The 20148-nt window shown below is 62.0% G+C and carries 14 protein-coding genes, 1 tRNA gene and 2 pseudogenes; 4 read left to right on the forward strand and 13 right to left on the reverse strand.

What is annotated here, in order from left to right; all coding sequences use genetic code 11:
* Positions 1-6: 6 nt before the first annotated feature.
* Positions 7-504: pseudogene (locus AC07WT_RS37500) on the forward strand (porin family protein); the annotation flags it as partial.
* A gap of 114 nt (positions 505-618) precedes the next feature.
* On the opposite strand, the gene AC07WT_RS37505 reads toward AC07WT_RS37500, so the two are convergent.
* From AC07WT_RS37505 to AC07WT_RS37535, 7 genes are all read right to left on the reverse strand, one after another.
* On the reverse strand, positions 619-1782 hold the full coding sequence (locus AC07WT_RS37505) for a porin (protein WP_494950858.1): 1164 nt from the start codon (positions 1780-1782) through the stop codon (positions 619-621).
* A gap of 1139 nt (positions 1783-2921) precedes the next feature.
* A tRNA-Ile gene (locus AC07WT_RS37510) sits at positions 2922-3009 on the reverse strand.
* 152 nt (positions 3010-3161) lie between these two features.
* Positions 3162-5561: an RNA polymerase sigma factor RpoD gene (gene rpoD / locus AC07WT_RS37515; RefSeq protein WP_494950859.1), complete on the reverse strand. Its 2400-nt coding sequence runs from the start codon at positions 5559-5561 to the stop codon at positions 3162-3164.
* A 91-nt stretch (positions 5562-5652) separates the two neighbouring features.
* The gene (gene dnaG / locus AC07WT_RS37520) at positions 5653-7527 is read right to left on the reverse strand and encodes a DNA primase (RefSeq protein WP_494950860.1); all 1875 of its coding nucleotides are present in this window, start codon (positions 7525-7527) and stop codon (positions 5653-5655) included.
* A 78-nt stretch (positions 7528-7605) separates the two neighbouring features.
* Positions 7606-8052 carry a GatB/YqeY domain-containing protein gene (locus tag AC07WT_RS37525; protein ID WP_492594982.1) on the reverse strand — a complete coding sequence of 149 codons (447 nt, stop codon included), beginning with the start codon at positions 8050-8052 and terminating at the stop codon, positions 7606-7608.
* 225 nt (positions 8053-8277) lie between these two features.
* The gene (rpsU, locus tag AC07WT_RS37530; protein ID WP_028196180.1) at positions 8278-8490 is read right to left on the reverse strand and encodes a 30S ribosomal protein S21; all 213 of its coding nucleotides are present in this window, start codon (positions 8488-8490) and stop codon (positions 8278-8280) included.
* Between the two features lie 68 nt (positions 8491-8558).
* A complete protein-coding gene (locus AC07WT_RS37535) occupies positions 8559-9776 on the reverse strand; it encodes a BaiN/RdsA family NAD(P)/FAD-dependent oxidoreductase (RefSeq protein ID WP_492594983.1) in 1218 nt (405 codons plus the stop codon).
* Between the two features lie 110 nt (positions 9777-9886).
* Between AC07WT_RS37535 and tsaD the strand changes: the two genes are divergently transcribed.
* Complete coding sequence (gene tsaD / locus AC07WT_RS37540; RefSeq protein ID WP_494950861.1) at positions 9887-10915, forward strand: tRNA (adenosine(37)-N6)-threonylcarbamoyltransferase complex transferase subunit TsaD; 1029 nt, start codon at positions 9887-9889, stop codon at positions 10913-10915.
* 32 nt (positions 10916-10947) lie between these two features.
* On the opposite strand, the gene folE2 is transcribed toward tsaD, so the two are convergent.
* The 4 genes from folE2 to AC07WT_RS37560 all read right to left on the reverse strand — a co-directional run bounded on the left by folE2 (position 10948) and on the right by AC07WT_RS37560 (position 15224).
* On the reverse strand, positions 10948-11754 hold the full coding sequence (gene folE2, locus AC07WT_RS37545; protein WP_494950862.1) for a GTP cyclohydrolase FolE2: 807 nt from the start codon (positions 11752-11754) through the stop codon (positions 10948-10950).
* 289 nt (positions 11755-12043) lie between these two features.
* Positions 12044-13951, reverse strand: coding sequence for a 1-deoxy-D-xylulose-5-phosphate synthase (gene dxs / locus AC07WT_RS37550; protein WP_494950863.1), 1908 nt, complete (start codon positions 13949-13951; stop codon positions 12044-12046).
* An 86-nt stretch (positions 13952-14037) separates the two neighbouring features.
* Positions 14038-14919: a polyprenyl synthetase family protein gene (locus AC07WT_RS37555; RefSeq protein WP_494950864.1), complete on the reverse strand. Its 882-nt coding sequence runs from the start codon at positions 14917-14919 to the stop codon at positions 14038-14040.
* A complete protein-coding gene (locus tag AC07WT_RS37560; RefSeq protein WP_492594988.1) occupies positions 14916-15224 on the reverse strand; it encodes an exodeoxyribonuclease VII small subunit in 309 nt (102 codons plus the stop codon). The genes AC07WT_RS37555 and AC07WT_RS37560 overlap by 4 nt, the downstream gene beginning before the upstream one ends.
* Positions 15225-15513: 289 nt before the next feature.
* Here AC07WT_RS37560 and AC07WT_RS37565 point away from each other — a divergent pair, with 289 nt between their 5' ends.
* Positions 15514-16620 carry an aromatic ring-hydroxylating oxygenase subunit alpha gene (locus tag AC07WT_RS37565; RefSeq protein ID WP_492594989.1) on the forward strand — a complete coding sequence of 369 codons (1107 nt, stop codon included), beginning with the start codon at positions 15514-15516 and terminating at the stop codon, positions 16618-16620.
* Positions 16621-16799: 179 nt separating this feature from the next.
* Complete coding sequence (locus AC07WT_RS37570) at positions 16800-17669, forward strand: sulfurtransferase (protein WP_494950865.1); 870 nt, start codon at positions 16800-16802, stop codon at positions 17667-17669.
* A 143-nt stretch (positions 17670-17812) separates the two neighbouring features.
* Here AC07WT_RS37570 and AC07WT_RS37575 read toward each other — a convergent pair.
* Together AC07WT_RS37575 and AC07WT_RS37580 are read right to left on the reverse strand one after the other, a co-directional pair.
* Positions 17813-18684: pseudogene (locus AC07WT_RS37575) on the reverse strand (dienelactone hydrolase family protein).
* Between the two features lie 79 nt (positions 18685-18763).
* Entirely contained in the window at positions 18764-20113 is a 1350-nt protein-coding gene (locus tag AC07WT_RS37580) for an NAD(P)/FAD-dependent oxidoreductase (protein WP_494950866.1), read from the reverse strand.
* Positions 20114-20148 lie beyond the last annotated feature (35 nt).

Here is a 20148-nt window from a genome sequence, read left to right on the forward strand (position 1 = left end):
ATTCTTGTCAGATGCGCACGTGCAGTCGTTAGAAATCGCAATAACCTATTGCGCCACAAGCAGACCATCTTCAATGCGAACGCGGTCTATGCGTTCAGTTCAGCGAAGGTGTACGTCGGCTACCTGCATTCGAAGGACGACACCGGCTTCGTCGACAGCGCATTGGCGCAGCAAACGGTGGTGCATGGCATCGAGATGCTGAAGGGTTCGGGACGCGTCGACAATGGCCCGTTCGCCGACATGGCCTGGCAGGCCACGCTCGCGCTCACGCTGACCGGCGCGGCGTACTACTACGACCACATGTCCATTGCGGCGATCGGCAACGGCCAGTTGGGCAGCGGCAATCGCTACACGTTGATTGCGCTGGCTGAATACGCGCTGTCCATGCGTACCGAGGTGTACGGTACGGTCGATTTCGACAAGGTGTCGGGCGCGGCCTCGGTCGAATTGCCGGGCAAGAACAATCAGACCGGCGTCGCACTCGGTCTGCGCACGATTTTCTGAGTCTCGCGAGACGCGCGGCATCCGCCATTCGTGGCAGATGTTCTGAATGCCGCGCCCATAAAAAAAGGTGCCGCGAACGGCACCTTTTTTACTACGACCAGCTTCTGTTGATGCTTAGAAGCGGTGACGCAGACCGACCGTAGCAGCCGTCTGGTTCTTCGACGACGACGGCAGTTGCGTCACGTCGCCGCTGTAGATCGAAGCGACACCGCTGTCGCCCATTGCGTGCTGGTACACGGCTTGAGCGTAGACGTCCGTACGACGCGACAGCGAGTAGTCAGCTTGCAGGCCGATCTGGTGGTAGCGCACCGACTCCGAACCACCGTTCGCGCCGACGCCATAACCCTTGCCGTCGGTGAACGTGTAAGCAACGCCCAGGCCCAGAGCCGGGGTCACGTTGTACTTACCGTTGACTTCGTAGTTGTTAGCGCGCAGCGATTGTTGTGCGCCAGCGACGTTGTCGATACGCGATTGCGTCCATGCCAGACCGACGGTAGCCGGGCCAAACGAGTACGAACCGGCTGCGCCGAATTCACGCTGACGGAAGTTGCCGGTGAAGCCCATGATCGAGCCGTCCGAAGCACCGCCGTTGCTTGCCGTGCCTGCTGCGTTCGTTGCACCCGGGTTGTTCTGCTGTGCGTAAGCAGCGCCCAAACGCAGGCCTTGCCACTGGTATGCAGCACCAACGCTGTATTCGCGGTTGTTTGCGAATGCGCCAGCCTGGTTCGAGAAGCCGTACGTGCCGCCGAACGTGAAGCCAGCGTAGTTAGCGCTCGAGTACTTGATCGAGTTGTTGACCGACAAGCCGCCGTTCGTGTTCAGGTTGTCGTTGTTGAACGGGTGAGCGAAGTACGTACCGCCCCAGCTGCCCGTTGCGGTCAGCGGTGCCAGGTAGTCTTGTGCTGCGTCGTATTGACGACCCAGCGTGACCGTACCGAATTGCGCGCTCGACAGGCCGACGAACGCCTGACGGTTGAACATGCCGTTGTTGTTAGCGAACTTGCCGTTGTTGTTAGCGAACTTGCCGTTGTTGATGTTGAAGCCGCTTTCCAACGTGAAGATTGCCTTCAGACCGCCGCCCAGATCTTCCGAACCGCGCAGACCGAACATGCTTTGGTTGATGCCGCCGCTACCTGCTGCCCACTTTGCGTTGTGGTTGACATTGCTGGTGTACGTCAGGCCGGCATCCAACAGACCATACAGCGTCACGCTGCTTTGTGCGTGAGCGACGGAAGCGAACGATGCGGCAACCGCAACGACGATGAGACTCTTTTTCATGCGTGGGACTCCGGTTCGATAAATTTACGCGGGGAGCAAGACCCGCCTCGACAGCGCTTGTATCGCACTGCCGCCCTGTTCGCCGAACCCTTTCGGGTCAGCAGGGCACCCTTGAAACGAAGCGTGAGTGTAGGGGGACACCCTAATAGCAATATGCGTAATTTACGCAACATGATCTTTCAGAATTCGCAACAATAAAATCAACTTTGAGATTAAGTCTTTGTTTTTCCGGCGTTTATCATGAAATAAGACGCCCCGCACGACTGCTCTAGACAGAAAATATTTGCAACTTCTCAATAATCAAAGTTGTGCGTATGCAACAGCATTTAATATGCCCGACGCAATCGGGTCGGAACGATCAAAAAATGAGCTGCGGCTTATTGCCTGAAAATCAAGCAAATGCGCGAGGCAGATGTGGGCAGAGTGAATTTATTTCAGAAAACCGGGAACTTAATTCAGTTTACCTGATCGTCCTTTTACAGAAATTATTCTGCACAGCGCGGCACAGCGGTTATCCCGCAGTTTTGACAATTAACAGATGGCGATTAACAAATCGGGTTGAATTTCTCGGCTCGACTTCCGTACAGCTGCCGCAGCGTCACCTTGCGCGGATCCGCCAAAGAAACACCCGTCCTGTGGCGGCGGTCTCATCCAGCCAGTCAGGCAGGCAGGGCGGCCCCGCACTTCGACGCACTTGTTGCTTCAAAGCGAACGCGCCGCAGGAGTGAAGCCTTCAGCACGGGTGTTGCCCGGGGGTGAATTGCGGCGCCGGCCGCCGCGTGACAAAAACCCGTACTGAAAGCGGATGGCATACGTCGAACAGCCATCCGTATTTTATTAACGGCGCAGCCATCGGTTTTTTTAACAGAGTTTCCCTACCTTCCAGCGACCCGGCGGTCCACTCTTATGGCGCGGCTTGTAACCAGCCCGGCCTCGTCCTCACCCCTCGGCGCCGAACTCGAACGTGAATGGCCATTGAAGCCGATAAACGCTGTCGCGAAAACCGATTCCAGAGGCGGCTGGGAATCTGCACTTTCTAGTTAAGACTCGAGGTGGAAGTGACAAATCGCCGCATCTGATATGCGATTCGCGCCATAAAAAAAGGGTTCCGAAATCTCGGAACCCTTTTTTTACATCTATGGTGGGCCGGGTGGGATTCGAACCCACGATGTCCTTTCGGAGGCGGATTATGAGTCCGCTGCCTGCAACCAGCACGGCGTCCGGCCCAAGAAAAAGACCCGGTCTGAAGGCCGGGCCTATTCGCTGATTGGCCGACATACTACACGAAAAAGGGGCCTTCGCAACCGCTTCGCTCATGCGAAACAACCGGAAGGCCCCTTCAAACCAATGCATCATTTGCCGCGACCCGCCAGCTTTGATCAATTCCCTTCGAGGAACGACTTCAGCTTGTCCGAACGGCTCGGGTGACGCAACTTGCGCAGCGCCTTCGCCTCGATCTGACGGATCCGTTCACGCGTCACGTCGAACTGCTTACCGACTTCTTCGAGCGTGTGATCGGTGCTCATCTCGATACCGAAACGCATGCGCAGCACCTTCGCTTCGCGCGGCGTCAACGAGTCGAGCACGTCCTTCACGACATCGCGCATGCTGGCGTGCAATGCGGCGTCGGCCGGCGCGACCGTGTTCGTATCTTCGATGAAGTCGCCCAGATGCGAATCGTCGTCGTCACCGATCGGCGTTTCCATCGAGATCGGCTCCTTCGCGATCTTCATGATCTTGCGGATCTTGTCTTCTGGCATTTCCATCTTCTCAGCCAGCGTTGCCGGATCCGGCTCGAGACCGGTTTCCTGCAGAATCTGACGCGAGATGCGGTTCATCTTGTTGATCGTTTCGATCATATGAACCGGAATGCGGATCGTACGCGCCTGGTCAGCGATCGAACGCGTAATGGCCTGGCGGATCCACCACGTTGCGTACGTGGAGAACTTGTAGCCGCGACGATATTCGAACTTGTCCACCGCCTTCATCAAGCCGATGTTGCCTTCCTGAATCAGGTCGAGGAACTGCAGACCACGGTTGGTGTACTTCTTCGCAATCGAGATCACGAGACGCAAGTTCGCCTCGGTCATTTCACGCTTTGCCTGACGCGCCTTCAGTTCGCCGGCCGCCATCTGACGGTTGGTTTCCTTCAGGTCCTTCAGCGGCAGCACGACGCGCGCTTGCAAGTCCAGCAGACGCTGTTGTTGCTCGCGAATCGCCGGAATATTCCGCGTGAGGATCGCGCTATACGCATGACCTTCGCCGACGATCTTGTCAGCCCATTCGAGATCCGTCTCGCTGCCCGGGAAACGCGCGATGAACTCGGCGCGCGGCATGCCGCACTTGTCGACAACCGTGTGCAGAATCTGACGCTCGACCTGACGCACTTCGTCCACTTGCGCGCGCAACGTGTCGCACAGACGCTCGACAGTACGCGCGGTGAAGCGGATCGTCATCAGTTCGTTCTGAATCGTTTCCTGCGCCTTCAGGTAAGACTTCGACTTGTAGCCTTCCTTCTCGAACGCGCGACGCATCTTGTCGAACCATTCGCTGATGAGGGCGAACTTCTCGAGCGACGCGCGCTTGAGCGCTTCCATCTGCGCTGCGTTGGCCGTAGCCTGCGCGGTGCCGTCGTCTTCTTCCTCGTCCTCTTCTTCGTCCTCTTCGACTTCTTCGTCTTCGCTTTCGATCGCTTCCGCTTCCTGCGCGGAGAAGCCGTCCGCATCTTCCGCGTTGGCGTCGATCAGGCCGTCGACCAGTTCGTCGATGCGGATTTCCTCGTTCGCGACGCGCTCAGCCATGGCGAGAATGTCGGCGATCGTGGTCGGGCACGCGGAGATGGCCATCACCATGTGCTTCAGGCCGTCTTCGATCCGCTTCGCGATTTCGATTTCGCCTTCGCGCGTGAGCAGCTCGACCGTACCCATTTCACGCATGTACATGCGGACGGGATCGGTGGTACGGCCGAATTCGGAGTCGACGGTGGACAGCGCAACTTCCGCTTCTTCTTCCACTTCGTCGTCCGAAGAAGCCGTCGGCGCGTTGTCGTTCAGCAGCAGCGTTTCGGCATCCGGCGCCTGCTCGTACACGGCCACGCCCATGTCGTTGAACGTGCTGATGATGCCTTCGATCGCCTCGGTCTCGGTGAAGTTGTCCGGGAGGTGGTCGTTGATTTCAGCGTACGTGAGGAAGCCGCGCTCCTTGCCGAGCTTGATCAGCGCGCGCAGTTTCGAGCGGCGCTCTTCAAGTTCCTCGACGGTGCCGGGCTGCGACGACGCGAACGCGTCCTTCAGCAGCGCTTTTTCCTTTGCGCGACGATCACGTGCCTTGGCCTTTTCAACTTTGCCCGGAACGGCCGCAGGGGCATCTTCGCTCTGGGTTGCGTCGTCATCGACGGGTACTTCGTTCAGCTTTTTCGTCATGGAGTTCGCCGTACCGGCTGTAGTCTCGACTCGCGGCTGGTGGACAACAGCCGGTTGAACCGTGGATACTGGAGTCTCGCGCACCGCCGCATCGTCCTGCGCGGCAGCCGCTTCCCTTGCGCTTCTGGCACTCGGCCGTTTCGTGGCCGGTTGTGCAGCTTTCGCCGCCCTGACCGGCTCCGCTCGCGCAGCGGAAGAGGTCGAAGATTTCTTCCCGGCAGCAGGTTTGACACTGACGGCAGACGCTTTTCTGGCGGAAGAAACTAACTTGGCCTCGGTGACCTTTCGGGTCTGCTCCCTGGAGCTCGTGCCCGTCGCTTTCTTTCCGCCCGTAGTTCCGCCTGTAGTCTTTGCCATCGCATCGCCTTTTCGCCTTTGCTAGGAAAACCTTTAGAAAACAAACCGCTGGAAACCTTTTATTATAGCACCCAGGTTCCGCCCTTCCCGCCTACAGCCCAAGCTGGCGCTTCATGTCAGCCCGCTTCTGATTCAGTTCCGAGAGCTCCGCAAACTCCTCCGGCGTGTGCCGGGATTGCCGCGAAAGCTGCTCGAGACGATCGCAGTAAGCGTCGTACCGCATCTTCAGGATCGCCGCTTTCAGCTCCTCTCCGACGATCCGCTCCTGCTCGCGCCGCTCCTCGATGACGGTCGCATCTTCCGGGTCCTTCAGCAGCAAATCCCGGACGTTTTCATCATAGTCTAGAATTTTGCGAAAGATTTCCTCGAAAGTTGGGGCGTTTGCGCCGTTTCGCAATAGGTCGGACAGCAACTGAAACTCCGCCGAATCGCCCAGCGCGCGCGCATGCGTGGTGACTTCTTCGAACAATTCGCCGTGCCGCGCGACCGTCAGAAGCGCCTGTTCGGCCTCCTCGTCGAGCATGGCGACAGTCCGCGGATGCATCACCAGATTGCGCAGCGTTTTTTCTTCGATCCCGGTCACACTACGGCGGTCCTTGCGCGCCGGCGCCGAACGGGCGGCCGCCGCAATCCGGGCATCGACCTCGCACAGCGCGGCCACTTCGTCGAACGGCACATCGAGCCGGTCGGCGAACATATGCATGATCTGTGCGCGCAAGGCATTGGCCGGCAGCGCCTGCAGCAGGGGCTTGGCGTCGAACAGCGCGCGGGCCTTGCCTTCGGGCTGATCCAGCTCCTTGCCGGTCAGCACCTCGTTCAGCATGAACTGCGACAGCGGCATGGCCCGTTCGACCTGCTCGGCGAACGCCTCGGTGCCGAATTCGCGCACGTAGCTGTCCGGATCGTGCTCGGACGGCAAAAACAGGAACCGGATGGTCCGGTTGTCCGCCGCGTGCGGCAGACAGGCGTCCAGCGCACGGCGCGCCGCGCGGCGGCCGGCCGAATCGCCGTCGAAACTGAAGATGACTGTGTCGGTCTGGCGCATCAGTTTCTGCACATGAATCGGCGTGCAAGCCGTGCCGAGGGTGGCGACCGCGTTCTGAAACCCCAATTGGGCCAGCGCGACCACATCCATATACCCTTCGACCACCAGCACATAGTGCTGCTCGCGAATCGCCAGCCGCGCCTCGAACAGGCCATACAGCTCGCTGCCTTTGTTAAATAGAGGCGTTTCCGGGGAATTCAAATATTTCGGTTCGCCGCCGTCCAGCACGCGGCCGCCGAAGCCAATCACCTGCCCCTTCACATTGCGTATCGGGAACATGATCCGCTCGCGAAAGCGGTCGTACCGGCGATTCTGACCCTGCGCGTCGGACTTCTCGCTGACAATCACAAGGCCCGATTCGACCAGCGAATCGTCCCGATAGTTCGGGAACGCGGCTTCCAGGTTTTGCCAGCCGTCAGGCGCGTAGCCGAGCCCAAAACGGGCCGCGATCTCGCCGGTCAGGCCGCGCTTCTTCAGATACTGGATCGCGACCGGCGCGCTGCGCAACTGCTTGCGGTAAAAGTCGCAGGCGGTTTGCATGACGTCGGACAGCGCCGTGGCGACCGCCTTGGAGGCGGCCGGCGCATAGCCGCCGGAGCCACCGCCACCGCCGCCATATCCCGGCGAAGGCTCATTCGGCACGGTCAAACCAACCGACTGCGCCAGTTCGTTGACCGCCTCGGGGAAGGTGGAGCCGACGTGCTCCATCAGGAACCCGATCGCCGTGCCATGCGCGCCGCAGCCAAAGCAGTGATAGAACTGCTTAGTCGGACTAACCGTAAACGAAGGGCTTTTCTCGTTGTGAAACGGGCACAGCCCCATGAAGTTCGCGCCGCCTTTTTTCAACTGCACATACCGGCCGACCACGTCGACGATATCGACGCGGTTGAGCAAGTCCTGCAGGAATGACGGTGGAATCACAGTGAATGACGCTACCTGAAAAGCTCAAAGCTGCGCACCCCGTCGAGCGACGGCGCGCGCAGGCCGGACATACAGGAATTACTTCGCGAGCGCGGCTTTGACCTGCGCCGAGACGGCGGTCATGTCGGCGCGGCCGGCCAGTTTCGGCTTGAGCACGCCCATCACCTTGCCCATGTCTTGCGGACCGGCCGCGCCGGTTTGCGCGACCGCGGCCTGAACTTCAGCGACGATCTCCGCCTCGGACATCTGCTCCGGCATGTAAGCGGACAGAATCGCCAGCTCCGCCTTTTCCTTGTCGGCCAGATCCGTGCGACCAGCGGCTTCGAACTGGCTGATCGAGTCTTTGCGCTGCTTGATCATCTTGTCGACGACGGCAGTGATCGCGGCGTCGTCGAGTGTGATGCGCTCGTCGACTTCACGTTGCTTGATCGCGGCGAGCAGCAGGCGGACAGTGCCGAGACGCTCGGTTTCACGCGCCCGCATGGCGGCTTTCATGTCATCGTTGATCCGATCCTTGAGACTCATCACTCACCTGAATGCGTTGGAATTTGAAAGACCGGCGAGGCCATCTGCATCAACACAAAAACCCGCTTGGGACTGCTTCCTCAAGCGGGTTGGCGCAAATTCGCGTAATGGATGCGACCCTGCCGGCTGGCCCGAAGGGGCCGTGTTTTCCGTGATGGCACCTGCTGTGCCGTCACCGGTTGGATGTCGCCGCTCCGTTCGACGGGAACCGCGGCAACGCCAGAATCAGTAGAACTTCTTTGGCAGCATCTGGCCACGTAGCCGTTTGAAATGGCGCTTCACCGCCGCCGCTTTCTTACGTTTCCGTTCCGCCGTGGGCTTTTCGTAAAACTCGCGTGCGCGCAGTTCCGTCAGCAGCCCGTTTTTTTCCATCGTGCGCTTGAAGCGGCGCATGGCGACTTCAAACGGCTCGTTGTCTTTTACGCGGATGGTCGTCATTTTTCAATAACGGAACTTTGTAAAGGTTCAGGAGTATAGCAGAGCTTTCTCACAAAGGTAGCGCGCCGTCAAGCCCCTCTAGCATACTCCGCGGCCGCCTGACCGGCCGCCACGCCCGACGCCCACGCCCACTGGAAGTTGTAGCCGCCGAGCCAGCCGGTCACGTCGACCGCCTCGCCGATGAAGTACAGGCCGGGCGCGCGGGCGCTCATCATCGTCGAGGACGAAAGATCGCGCGTATCGACGCCGCCGCGCGTCACTTCGGCCTTGCGGTAGCCTTCGGTGCCGTTCGGGGTGAGCGTCCAGCGCGACAAGGCCTCACCGATGCGGCGCAACGTCTTGTCCGGCAGATCGGCGACGCGGGCTTCGGCGGAAATCTGGTGAGTTTCCAGCCAGACGTGGGCGAGCCGCTGCGGCACCCATTCCGACAGCAGGTTGGCGATCTGGCGCTTCGTGCCGGTTTTCGCTTCCAGCAACGCGGTGCTCGCGTCCTGATCGGGCAGCAGATTGATGTGGATGGGCTCGCCCGGCTGCCAGTAGCTCGAAATTTGCAGCACGCCCGGTCCGGACAAGCCGCGATGGGTGAGCAGCAGATCTTCGTTGAACTCGGCGCCGGTCTTTTTGTTGCCGGTCGCGAGCTGGACTTCCAGCGACACACCGGACAGCGCCGCAAACGGCTCCCAGTCGGCCCCGGCGAACGTCAGTGGAACGAGAGCGGGGCGCGTGTCGATCAGTTTGTGGCCGAATTGCTTGGCGAGCCGGTAGGCGAAGTCCGTCGCGCCGATTTTGGGGATCGACAAGCCGCCAGTCGCAATCACCAAGGCGCGCGTGGAAATGGGACCCGACTGCGTATCCAGTGTGAAGCCGCTTTCGGCGCCCTGCCGCACCTGCTCGACCGCGAGCGGCGCGCGCCAGGCAACGCGGCCGGTGTCGCACTCGCTCTTGAGCACGTTGATGACGGCGTCGCTCGACTGGTCGCAGAACAACTGGCCTTTGTGCTTCTCGTGCCACGTCACGTGATGCCGCTTGAGCAGCGCCATGAAGTCGCGCGGCGTATAGCGCGCCAATGCCGAGCGGCAAAAATGGGGGTTGGCCGACAGATAATTGGCCGGCCCCGCGTACAGATTCGTGAAGTTGCAGCGGCCACCGCCGGAAATGCGGATTTTTTCCGCGAGGCGTTGTGAGTGGTCGATCAGCACCACGCGACGGCCGAGCTGCCCGGCCACCGCCGCGCACATCATGCCGGCCGCGCCTGCGCCGATCACTGCGATATCGAAGGATTCCATAGGGCCGCATTGTACCTGCGCCTCTGCGGCCCTTTGCCCGCACTGCTATACTTTCAGGCTTGCCTTTTCACTTTTGGGCGCATCCAAGCGTCCGTCCAAGTCCACCAATCATGCTCGTTCTCGGCATCGAAAGCTCCTGCGACGAAACCGGACTCGCGCTCTACGACACGGAGCGCGGCCTGCTCGCGCACGCGCTGCATTCGCAAATTGCGATGCACCGGGAGTATGGCGGCGTGGTGCCTGAACTGGCTTCGCGCGATCATATTCGCCGCGCGCTGCCCCTGCTCGAAGAGGTGCTGGAGCGCTCCGGCGCGGCGCGCGGCGACATCGACGCGATCGCGTATACGCAAGGGCCAGGGCTCGCCGGCGCGCTGCTGGTGGGCGCGAGCGTCGCCAATTCGCTGGCCATGGCGTGGGACAAACCGACCATCGGCATCCACCATCTCGAAGGGCACCTGCTGTCGCCCTTGCTGGTGGATGAGCCGCCGCCGTTCCCATTCGTCGCGCTGCTTGTTTCGGGTGGTCATACGCAATTGATGCGCGTGACGGATGTAGGCGTCTACGAGACGCTCGGCGAAACGCTGGACGACGCCGCCGGCGAAGCCTTCGACAAAACCGCCAAGCTGCTCGGCCTCGGCTATCCGGGCGGACCGGAAGTCTCGCGGATGGCGGAGTTCGGTACGCCCGGCGCGGTCGTCCTGCCACGCCCGATGCTGCACTCCGGCGACCTCGATTTCAGCTTCAGCGGCCTGAAGACCGCGGTTCTCACACACGCGAAAAAGCTCGGCGGCGCGAACATCTGCGAACAGGCGAAGGCGGATCTGGCGCGCGGCTTCGTGGACGCAGCCGTCGAGGTGCTGGCGGCAAAATCGCTGGCCGCCCTCAAGCGGACCCAGCTCAACCGGCTGGTGGTGGCAGGCGGCGTAGGCGCGAACCGGCAACTGCGCGAGGCGCTTTCCGCCGCGGCCAAAAAGCGCAATTTCTATGTGCACTACCCCGACTTGTCGCTGTGCACGGACAACGGCGCGATGATCGCGCTGGCCGGTGCTTTGAGGCTTCAACGCTGGCCCGATCAATCGGGCAAAGACTACGCGTTCACTGTCAAGCCGCGCTGGGATCTGACGTCCCTCGCCCGCTGAGCTTCACAAGCAAGCAAGGCTAGCGGGCGCTATCAAGCCGCCCGCTTATCCCGCTCGATCACCGCATACGCGCTGTGATTGTGAATCGATTCGAAGTTCTCGGCCTCGAGCACGTACGCAACGATCCGCTCATTGGCATTCAGACGCTGCGCGACATCGCGCACAAGGTCTTCGACGAACTTGGGATTTTCATACGCACGCTCGGTGACGAATTTCTCGTCCGGGCGCTTCAGCAAGCCCCACAGTTCGCACGACGCTTCCTCTTCAGCGATGTGAATCAGTTCTTCCACCGCGACGTCGCCTGCGAGCTCGGCATTGATCGTGACGTGCGAACGCTGATTGTGCGCGCCGTACTGCGAGATCTTCTTCGAGCACGGGCACAGGCTCGTGACCGGCACCAGCACCTTGAGGAACAGACGCGTCACGCCGTGACGGGTCTCGCCCGTCAGCGTCACTTCGTAGTCCAGCAGGCTGTGCACGCCCGACACCGGCGCAGTCTTGTTCACGAAGTAAGGAAACGACACCTCGATGCGGCCCGCCTCGGCTTCGAGCTTTTCGAGCATCGAGGCCAGCATCGTGCGGAAACTTGCCGGTTCGAGCGGCGCCTTGTTCTCTTCGAGCAGCGCGACGAAACGCGACATGTGCGTGCCCTTCTGATCAGCCGGCAGATGCACGTCGAGATTCCACGTACCCACCGTCGGCTGCACGTCGCCGCCTTGCGTGCGCACCGTCAGCGGATGACGCACTGCCTTGACGCCGACCCGCTGAATCGGGATCTGACGCGTATCGGGCGTGCTTTGCACGTCGGGCATCACAAAGGCGGGGTTCATCTGGTTCATATTCTTGTCCTTTCAGGAAAACGCCGGGCCGCCCCAAGTTTTCCGCTCCGCAGGAAGTCACCCGCCCCGAAGGAAGTCCCCTTGAGGGATTGGGGGATTGCCCCTCGGGGGGAGGGCTGTCGCGAAGCGACAGGTTTGGGGGCTCTCAGCGGCCGTGCGGATCAGAGCACGCGACAGCGAACGCCGGCCTCTGCCGGCGTTGGATGATGGACCCGAGGGTCCATCGATTCAAGTTGGAGATTGCTATGGCCGCCATAGCATCGCGGCAGCACAGCGAGCGGCAGCGAAATTACGCGACGCGCTTCACCGACGACTGACCGGCGGCCGAGCCGCTCGAAAGAAAGCGCTCGCGGATCGACTTGGCAATGCCCGCGCTGTCCAGACCGCATTGGGCGAGCAGTTTGGCCGGATCCCCATGATCGATGAACCGATCCGGGAGGCCCAATTGTAGTACGGGTCGCATAACCCCACTCTCCAGCAGGGCTTCGACACAAGCCGAGCCCGCGCCACCCATCACGCAGCCTTCTTCGACTGTGACGATAGCGTCGTGCGTTTCGGCCAGCTGGCGGACCAGATCGGCGTCCAGCGGTTTGACGAAGCGCATATTGGCAACGGTTGCATCCAGTTGCTCCGCGGCCGCCAGCGACGGCGCAACCATCGTGCCGAACGCCAGAATCGCAATCCGCTTGCCGGCCGGCTGAGACGTTTCACGGCGAATCTCGCCCTTGCCGAGCGGCAGCGCGGTCATCTGCTTGACCGTCGCGACGCCGGCGCCGGCGCCACGCGGATAGCGCACCGCCGTCGGGTTCGGCTGCTGCAAAGCGGTGTAGAGCATCTGGCGGCATTCGTTTTCGTCCGACGCGGCCATCACCGTCATGTTCGGGATGCAGCGCAGGAACGCCAGATCGTACGCACCCGCGTGCGTGGCGCCGTCCGCGCCGACCAGACCCGCGCGGTCGATGGCGAACACCACCGGCAGGTTTTGCAGCGCGACGTCATGAATCAGCTGATCGTAAGCGCGTTGCAGGAAGGTCGAGTAGATCGCGACGACCGGCTTCATGCCGTCCGCAGCCAGGCCGCCGGCGAAGGTCACCGCGTGCTGCTCGGCGATACCGACGTCGAAATAACGGTCCGGGAAGCGCTTTTCGAACTCGACCATACCCGAGCCTTCACGCATGGCCGGCGTAATGCCGACCACGCGCGCGTCCAGTTCGGCAACGTCGCACAGCCATTCGCCGAACACCTGGGTATAGGTCTTCTTCGACGGCGTGGTCGCGGGCTTGATGCCTTCGGCCGGATTGAACTTGCCCGGTCCGTGGTACAGCACCGGATCGGCCTCGGCCAGCTTGTAGCCCTGACCTTTCTTCGTGACGACGTGCAGGAATTGCGGACCGCGCAGTTCCTTGATGTTTTGCAGCGTCGGGATCAGCGAATCGAGGTCGTGACCGTCGATCGGGCCGATGTAGTTGAAGCCGAACTCTTCGAACAGCGTGGCCGGCACGATCATGCCCTTCGCGTGCTCTTCGAGCTTGCGGGCGAGATCCAGCATGGGCGGCGCGACGCGCAGCACGCGTTCGACGCCCGCACGCGCGGCAGCGTAGAAGCGTCCCGACATCAGACGCGCCAGATGGCGATTCAGCGCGCCGACCGGCGGCGAAATCGACATGTCGTTGTCGTTCAGGATGACCAGCAGCGGCACGTCGTCTTCGACGCCGGCGTTGTTCATCGCCTCGAAGGCCATGCCGGCCGTCATCGCGCCGTCGCCGATCACGGCGATGCCCATGCGGTTCTCGCCCTGCAGCTTGCTGGCGATCGCCATGCCGAGCGCGGCGGAGATCGACGTGCTGGAGTGCGCGGTGCCGAAGGTGTCGTATTCCGACTCGTCGCGCTTCGGGAAGCCCGAGATGCCGCCGAGCTGACGCAGCGTGTGCATCTGGTCGCGGCGGCCCGTCAGGATCTTGTGCGGATAGGTTTGATGGCCGACGTCCCAGACGATCCGGTCACGCGGCGTGTCGAACACGTAATGCAGCGCAATGGTCAACTCGACCGTGCCAAGGTTGGACGAGAGATGGCCGCCCGTCTGCGATACGCTATCGAGCACGAAAGCACGCAACTCGTCGGCAAGCGGTTGCAATTGGCGGCGATCGAGGCGGCGCAGGGCTGCCGGGTCGTCGATGGTTTTCAGCAAGTCGTACATCGTCGTTCCATTGTAGGAAAACTTACGCGCCCGCACTTCATACATGCACCTCGTAGCGGAAGGTGCACGGCGGCGGGCTTTCGCGTTTAGCTGACCCGGTTCACCACCAGGTCGGCCAATTCGGCAAGACGCTGTGCGCGCGCGCCATACGGCGCGATCGCAGCGTGGGCGTCGGTGCGCAGTTGCGCTGCGAGCGCACGCGACGCGTCAAGCCCGATAATCGACACGTAGGTCGGCTTGCCGTCCTTCGCGTCTTTACCTGCTGTCTTGCCGAGCGTCGCGGAATCAGTCGTCACGTCGAGAATATCGTCGACGACCTGAAACGCGAGGCCGACTGCGGCCGCATACGCGTCGAGCGAACACATGGTGTCCGCGCCCGGCGTTTCGCCCGCCAGCGCGCCCATGCGCACTGCGGCACGCAGCAAGGCGCCGGTTTTTAGCCGGTGCATCGTTTCCAGTTGCGCACGCGTCAGCGTGTGGCCGACGCTCGCCAGGTCGATTGCCTGGCCGCCGCACATGCCGATCGAGCCGCTCGCGAGAGCCAGCTCCCGCACCAGCGATGCCTGCTGCGCCGGGGTCAGAACATCCGACGTCAGCGCAATGAAAGCCTGCGATTGCAGCGCGTCGCCAACCAGCAATGCCGTCGCTTCATCATATTTGACGTGTACCGTGGGCTTGCCGCGGCGCAGCGCGTCGTCGTCCATGCACGGCATGTCGTCGTGCACGAGCGAATAGACGTGAATCATTTCCAGCGCCGCCGACGCCGCGTCGAGGCATTCGGCGCGCGCACCGGTCAGCTCGCCGGCCGCATGGCACAACAGCGGGCGAACCCGCTTGCCGCCGCCCAGCACCGCATAGCGCATGGCTTCGTGCAGTTTCGCCGGCTCGGTCGCCTCCGTCGGCAAATAATGTTCCAGTGCCGCTTCAACGCGTTCAAGCGCCGAGCGCGTCCATTGTTCGAATGTCATAGGTCGTCCCCGCTTTCTGTAGCGGCTGTGCCTGCGCTATTCACGGGCAGCGGCTTGAGCGTCTCGCCATCGAGCACGCGCACCTGCTGCTCGACCTTCTCGAGCTGCTGCTGGCAAAACGCCACGAGCGCCGCGCCGCGCCGGTAAGCGGTAAGCGATTCTTCGAGGCTCAGACTGCCGCCTTCCATTCGCGCGACCAACCCTTCCAGCTCCGCCTGAGCCGCCTCGTAGCTCTCGGGCAGCGGCGTGGTGTCGACGCCTTCAGCAGGCGCGGCGGCAGTATCCTTCGATGCGGTCTTCGCCATGAATAGTCGCAAAATTAAAACAAGTCGGACATTCTACGGCAAAAGCGACATTTCCGATCCGCTCGCCGCCCCGCTCCCCCCGCCTTTGGCCTCCGCGCCCGGCCCTCAGTCTCGCAGAAAAATATCTGTAGGTCTGCGGCGAAAACCGCGAACTTCCTTGACATTTTTGACCCAAATCAGTCACTTAAGCGCCCCAAGGAGGGGGAAACAGGTATAATCTCGGGCTCCCTAAATCGAATCTTCGATGGTTGGGTTGTTCACTGCTTTCACGTCTTCATCGGGAGTGGGAATGTCCAATCTGAGCAATGCATTGCAGTTGCGGTCTGTTCACAGCCAGCTGCCAGTCACGGCTTACTTTGACGAAGCGCTTCTAACGCGCGAAATCGAAACCCTTTTCAAGAAAGGTCCACGCTACGTCGGGCACGAACTCATGGTGCCGGAAGCGGGGAATTATTTTGCCTTGCCCAGCGAGAGCGAAGGGCGTGTGCTCGTCCGTAACCAGCAGTCGCAAATCGAATTGCTGTCGAACGTGTGCCGCCACCGGCAGGCCATCATGCTCAACGGCCGCGGCCAGACGGAGAACATCGTCTGCCCCTTGCACCGCTGGACGTACGACCTGAACGGCCAGCTCCTCGGCGCACCGCATTTTGCGGATAACCCTTGTCTGAATCTCGGCGGCACGCCATTGCAGAACTGGCAGGGTCTGCTGTTCGAAGCGCAGGGGCGCGACGTCGCCCGCGATCTGGCGCGGCTCGGCACCCGGCAACACTTCGATTTTTCGGGCTTCATGTTCGATCACGTCGAAGTGCACGAGTGCAACTACAACTGGAAGACCTTCATCGAGGTCTATCTGGAGGACTATCACGTCGCACCGTTCCATCCGGGCCTCGGCAGCTTCGTCAATTGCGACGATCTGGCGTGGGAATTCGGCGACTGGTACAGCGTGCAGACGGTCGGCGTGCACAAGGACCTCGAACAGCCGGGCAGCCCGACCTACCGCAAATGGCACGATGCCGTGCTGCGGTTCCGCGACGGCCAGCCGCCCGAGTTCGGCGCCATCTGGATGGTGTACTACCCGGGCATCATGATCGAGTGGTATCCGCATGTGCTGGTGGTGTCATGGCTGATTCCGCGCGGTCCGCAGAAAACCACCAACGTGGTGGAGTTCTATTACCCTGAGGAAATCGCGCTGTTCGAACGCGAATTCGTCGAAGCCGAACGTGCCGCCTATATGGAAACGGCCTGTGAAGACGACGAAATCGCCGAACGGATGGACGCAGGCCGCCGCGCGCTGATGGAGCGTGGCGAATCGCAGGTCGGCCCGTATCAGAGCCCGATGGAAGACGGCATGCAACACTTCCACGAGTTCTTGCGGCGCGAACTGGGCGCGATCTGAGCCGCGACCGGTCTGCGTGCGGTCTGCGCATGATCCGGTTGGCGCGCGGTAAGCTTGAAAGCATGGAAAGACGGGCTTCGGCCCGTCTTTTTTTGTTTAGACTAACAACATGTTCCGGCCATCAGCGAACGGCGCCAAACCGCCGCGCCAGCGCCGCAATCGCCCGCTCAGGAGACGTCATGCCCCACACTCACTACACCACTCTGATTTCCGCAACGAATCTCGCGGAACGGCTTGCCGCTGCGCCGGGCAGCGTGTTCGTCGTCGATTGCCGCTTCGATCTGGCCGACACCGACGCGGGCGAAAAAGCCTATACGGCCGGGCATCTGCCCGGCGCCCACTATCTGCACCTCGATCGCGATCTGTCGGGGCCCAAGACGGGCACCAACGGCCGCCATCCGCTGCCGGACCGCGCGCGCCTCGTGGAAACGCTCGAGGCGCGCGGCCTGAAACAAGGTCAACAAGTGGTCGCCTATGACGCGCAAGGCGGCATGTACGCCGCTCGTGCCTGGTGGCTGCTGCGTTGGCTGGGGCACGATTCTGTTGCGTTGCTCGACGGTGGATTGCCAGCCTGGCAGGCCGCCGGTCAGCCGCTGACGCAAGACGCGCCGGCGCAGAACACCGGCGACTTCAAAGCCGCGGCGCCGCTCTCCGTGACGATCGACGCCCAGGCGGTCGAGCGCAATCTCAGCACGCGGGAGCGCGTCGTGGTCGATGTGCGCGCACCGGATCGCTATCGCGGCGAAAACGAAACGCTCGACCGCGTCGGCGGCCACATTCCCGGCGCGCTCAATCGCTTTTTCAAGGACAACTTCACCGCGGATGGCCGCTTCAAGCCGGCACACACGCTGCGCGAGGAGTTCCATGCGCTGCTGGCCGATACGCCGCCGGAGCACGTCGTGCTGCAATGCGGCTCGGGCGTGACGGCATGCGTCAACGCGCTCGCGATGGAGATCGCCGGCATGCACGGCGCGGCGTTGTACGCGGGGTCGTGGAGCGAATGGACTTCCGATCCGGCGCGGCCGGTTGCCACCGGCCCGAATCCATAAGCGGAGCGCGGGACCGTTAGTAAAAAGGCCGTTGCCGCGGAAAAGCGGCAATGGCCTTTCTCATTCTTCGAGCCCAACGCATCGGCTCCCGGCTATGCTGCGCTCAATCGGAGTCTCGAACCGGGGCGAACAGACGCGTGCCTTCACGCGACGCCATGCTGCTTGAACCACATCAACGCGCGGCGCCAGCCATCCTCGGCATCGGCCTTTTTGTAACTCGGCCGGTAGTCCGCGAAAAACGCATGACCCGCGTCGTCATACACGACGAATTGCGAACCGCGGCCCGCCTGCGGACCTTGGGCGATGGCCTGCTTCATCTGCTCCAGCGTGTCTGCGGGATGCTTTGATCCTGGCGCCCGTATAGGCCGAGCACCGGCGCATGCAGATTCGCCACTTGATCGAGAGGATTGGCCGGCGTCATCGAGTTCTTCTCGCCCGTCACACGCCCATACCAAGCCACAACCGCCTTCAGCCGCGGATTGTGCTCGGCATACAGCCACGCAATCCGGCCGCCCCAGCAGAAGCCATTCACACCGAGCCGATTCAGATCGCCTCCATGCTCGCCGGCCCATGCGACGGTCGCGTCGAGATCGGCCAGCGCCTGCTCGTCCGGTACCTTGTCGAGGATTTCCGCGCTGAGCTGCTGGATGGTCGGGTACACCGACGGATCACCCTGGCGGACAAACAGGTCCGGCGCGATCGCGAGATAACCCAACGTGGCAAAGCGCCGGCAGACGTCGGCAATGTGCTCATGCACGCCGAACGCTTCATGGATCACGATGATCACCGGCAAGTGCGTCTTGCCCTTCGGCTGCGCGCGATAGGCGGGCACCAGCGTATCGCCGGATCGCACGCCAACCTCGCCGGCCTCGAGGCCCTCGCTATCGGTATGGATGGTTTGCGCCGACACTGGCAACACGGCTGCGGCAAAACCGGTGCCGAGCGCGGCCTTGATGAAGGTGCGTCGATTGAACGGAACGTGCGGGACCAGACTGTCGATGTCAGGCTTCAGCATGCGGCGCTCCTCGGGTGAAAGTTGGAGGCAACAGGATACGCTTCACGCGCATCCTGTTGCACAACCGCCCTGCCAGCCCTCAGTGCAGTTTGACCCGCGGCAGCGTGGTGCGGCGCAGCCAGTGCGCGAAAGTATCGAGCACCATCCGCGCATAGCCGTGCAGCGCGGCGATATGCAGCCGGTAAAGCGACATGTACATGAAGCGCGCGAACAACCCCTCGATCAGCATATTGCCGCCGATTACGCCGCCCATCAGATTACCGACCGCGCTGAAATGTCCGAGCGACACCAGCGAACCGAAGTCGCGATAGGTGAATTCCGGCAGCGGCTTGTTCTCGAGCCGGGCCGCGAGCGCCTTCATCAGGAAGCTCGCCTGCTGGTGAGCGGCTTGCGCACGCGGCGGCACGTTGCGCTCGTTGCCCGGCCATGGACATGCCGCGCAATCGCCAAGCGCGAAGATGTTGTCGTCGATTTCGGTTTGCAGCGTGCGGCGTACGGTGAGCTGCCCGAGGCGATTGACCGGCAAGCCGTCGAGCTGGCTCAGCACAGCGGGCGCCTTGATGCCCGCTGCCCACACGGTCAGATCGGCACGCACCGTTTTACCGCTCGCGGTGCGGATGAGGCCGGGCGCGACTTCCGCCACCGTCTCGCCGATCATCAGCTTTACGCCGAGCTTCGTGAGCAATTCGGCGGTGGCCGTCGAAACACGCTCCTGCAAGGCCGGCAAAATGCGCGGCCCCGCTTCGATCAGCACGATGCCGACGTCGTGCCGCGGATCGAGCTTATGCAAGCCGTACGCGGACAACACCTGCGCCGTATTGCGCAACTCAGCGGAGAGTTCGACGCCCGTCGCACCGCCACCGACGATCGCCACCTGGATGCGCGGCTCGGTGGAAAGCGGCGTGCCGGATTCCGACTCGACGGGCTCATGCACCTGATGCTCAGCCCGCATGCACGCCGCGATCAGCCGTTTGCGGAAGCGCTCAGCCTGGCTGACCGTGTCGAGCGCCAGGGAAAACTCAGGCGCACCCTTCACACCAAAGAACGCCGTCGTGCTGCCGATGGCGATGATCAGCGTGTCGTATTCGAGCTCGCGCACCGGCAGCAATTCGGCGCCGTCGTCGTCGAGCACGATGCCGAGCGTCAAACGCCTGTTCGTCCGGTCGAGACCGGTCAGCTCGCCCTGTTGAAACTCGAAGCCATGCCAGCGCGCTTGCGCCGCGTATTCGAGCTCCTGCGTGAACGGGTCCATACTGCCGGCCGCGACTTCATGCAACAGCGGCTTCCAGATATGGGTCGGATAGCGATCGACGAGCGTTACCTGTGCCTGCGGACCGCCTTTGTTCTTATGCGGCGCATAGCGGTCGCCCAAGCGCGTCGCCAGTTCCAGCCCCCCCGCGCCCCCGCCAACGACGATAAAACGATGCATTGAACTCTCCGTGTTTGCCGATGGTTGTGCGTCGA

Source organism: Paraburkholderia sp. GW821-FHT02A12 (genome assembly GCF_059422005.1).

What these genes read in the sequence shown, in the direction of transcription:
- AC07WT_RS37525 (WP_492594982.1), bottom strand. Translation starts at nt 8,052, where the DNA reads ATGAGTCTCAAGGATCGGATCAACGATGACATGAAAGCCGCCATGCGG.
- tsaD (WP_494950861.1), top strand. Translation starts at nt 9,887, where the DNA reads ATGCTCGTTCTCGGCATCGAAAGCTCCTGCGACGAAACCGGACTCGCG.
- AC07WT_RS37505 (WP_494950858.1), bottom strand. Translation starts at nt 1,782, where the DNA reads ATGAAAAAGAGTCTCATCGTCGTTGCGGTTGCCGCATCGTTCGCTTCC.
- AC07WT_RS37570 (WP_494950865.1), top strand. Translation starts at nt 16,800, where the DNA reads ATGCCCCACACTCACTACACCACTCTGATTTCCGCAACGAATCTCGCG.
- rpsU (WP_028196180.1), bottom strand. Translation starts at nt 8,490, where the DNA reads ATGACGACCATCCGCGTAAAAGACAACGAGCCGTTTGAAGTCGCCATG.
- AC07WT_RS37555 (WP_494950864.1), bottom strand. Translation starts at nt 14,919, where the DNA reads ATGACATTCGAACAATGGACGCGCTCGGCGCTTGAACGCGTTGAAGCG.
- AC07WT_RS37565 (WP_492594989.1), top strand. Translation starts at nt 15,514, where the DNA reads ATGTCCAATCTGAGCAATGCATTGCAGTTGCGGTCTGTTCACAGCCAG.
- rpoD (WP_494950859.1), bottom strand. Translation starts at nt 5,561, where the DNA reads ATGGCAAAGACTACAGGCGGAACTACGGGCGGAAAGAAAGCGACGGGC.
- dxs (WP_494950863.1), bottom strand. Translation starts at nt 13,951, where the DNA reads ATGTACGACTTGCTGAAAACCATCGACGACCCGGCAGCCCTGCGCCGC.
- AC07WT_RS37580 (WP_494950866.1), bottom strand. Translation starts at nt 20,113, where the DNA reads ATGCATCGTTTTATCGTCGTTGGCGGGGGCGCGGGGGGGCTGGAACTG.
- AC07WT_RS37560 (WP_492594988.1), bottom strand. Translation starts at nt 15,224, where the DNA reads ATGGCGAAGACCGCATCGAAGGATACTGCCGCCGCGCCTGCTGAAGGC.
- AC07WT_RS37535 (WP_492594983.1), bottom strand. Translation starts at nt 9,776, where the DNA reads ATGGAATCCTTCGATATCGCAGTGATCGGCGCAGGCGCGGCCGGCATG.
- folE2 (WP_494950862.1), bottom strand. Translation starts at nt 11,754, where the DNA reads ATGAACCAGATGAACCCCGCCTTTGTGATGCCCGACGTGCAAAGCACG.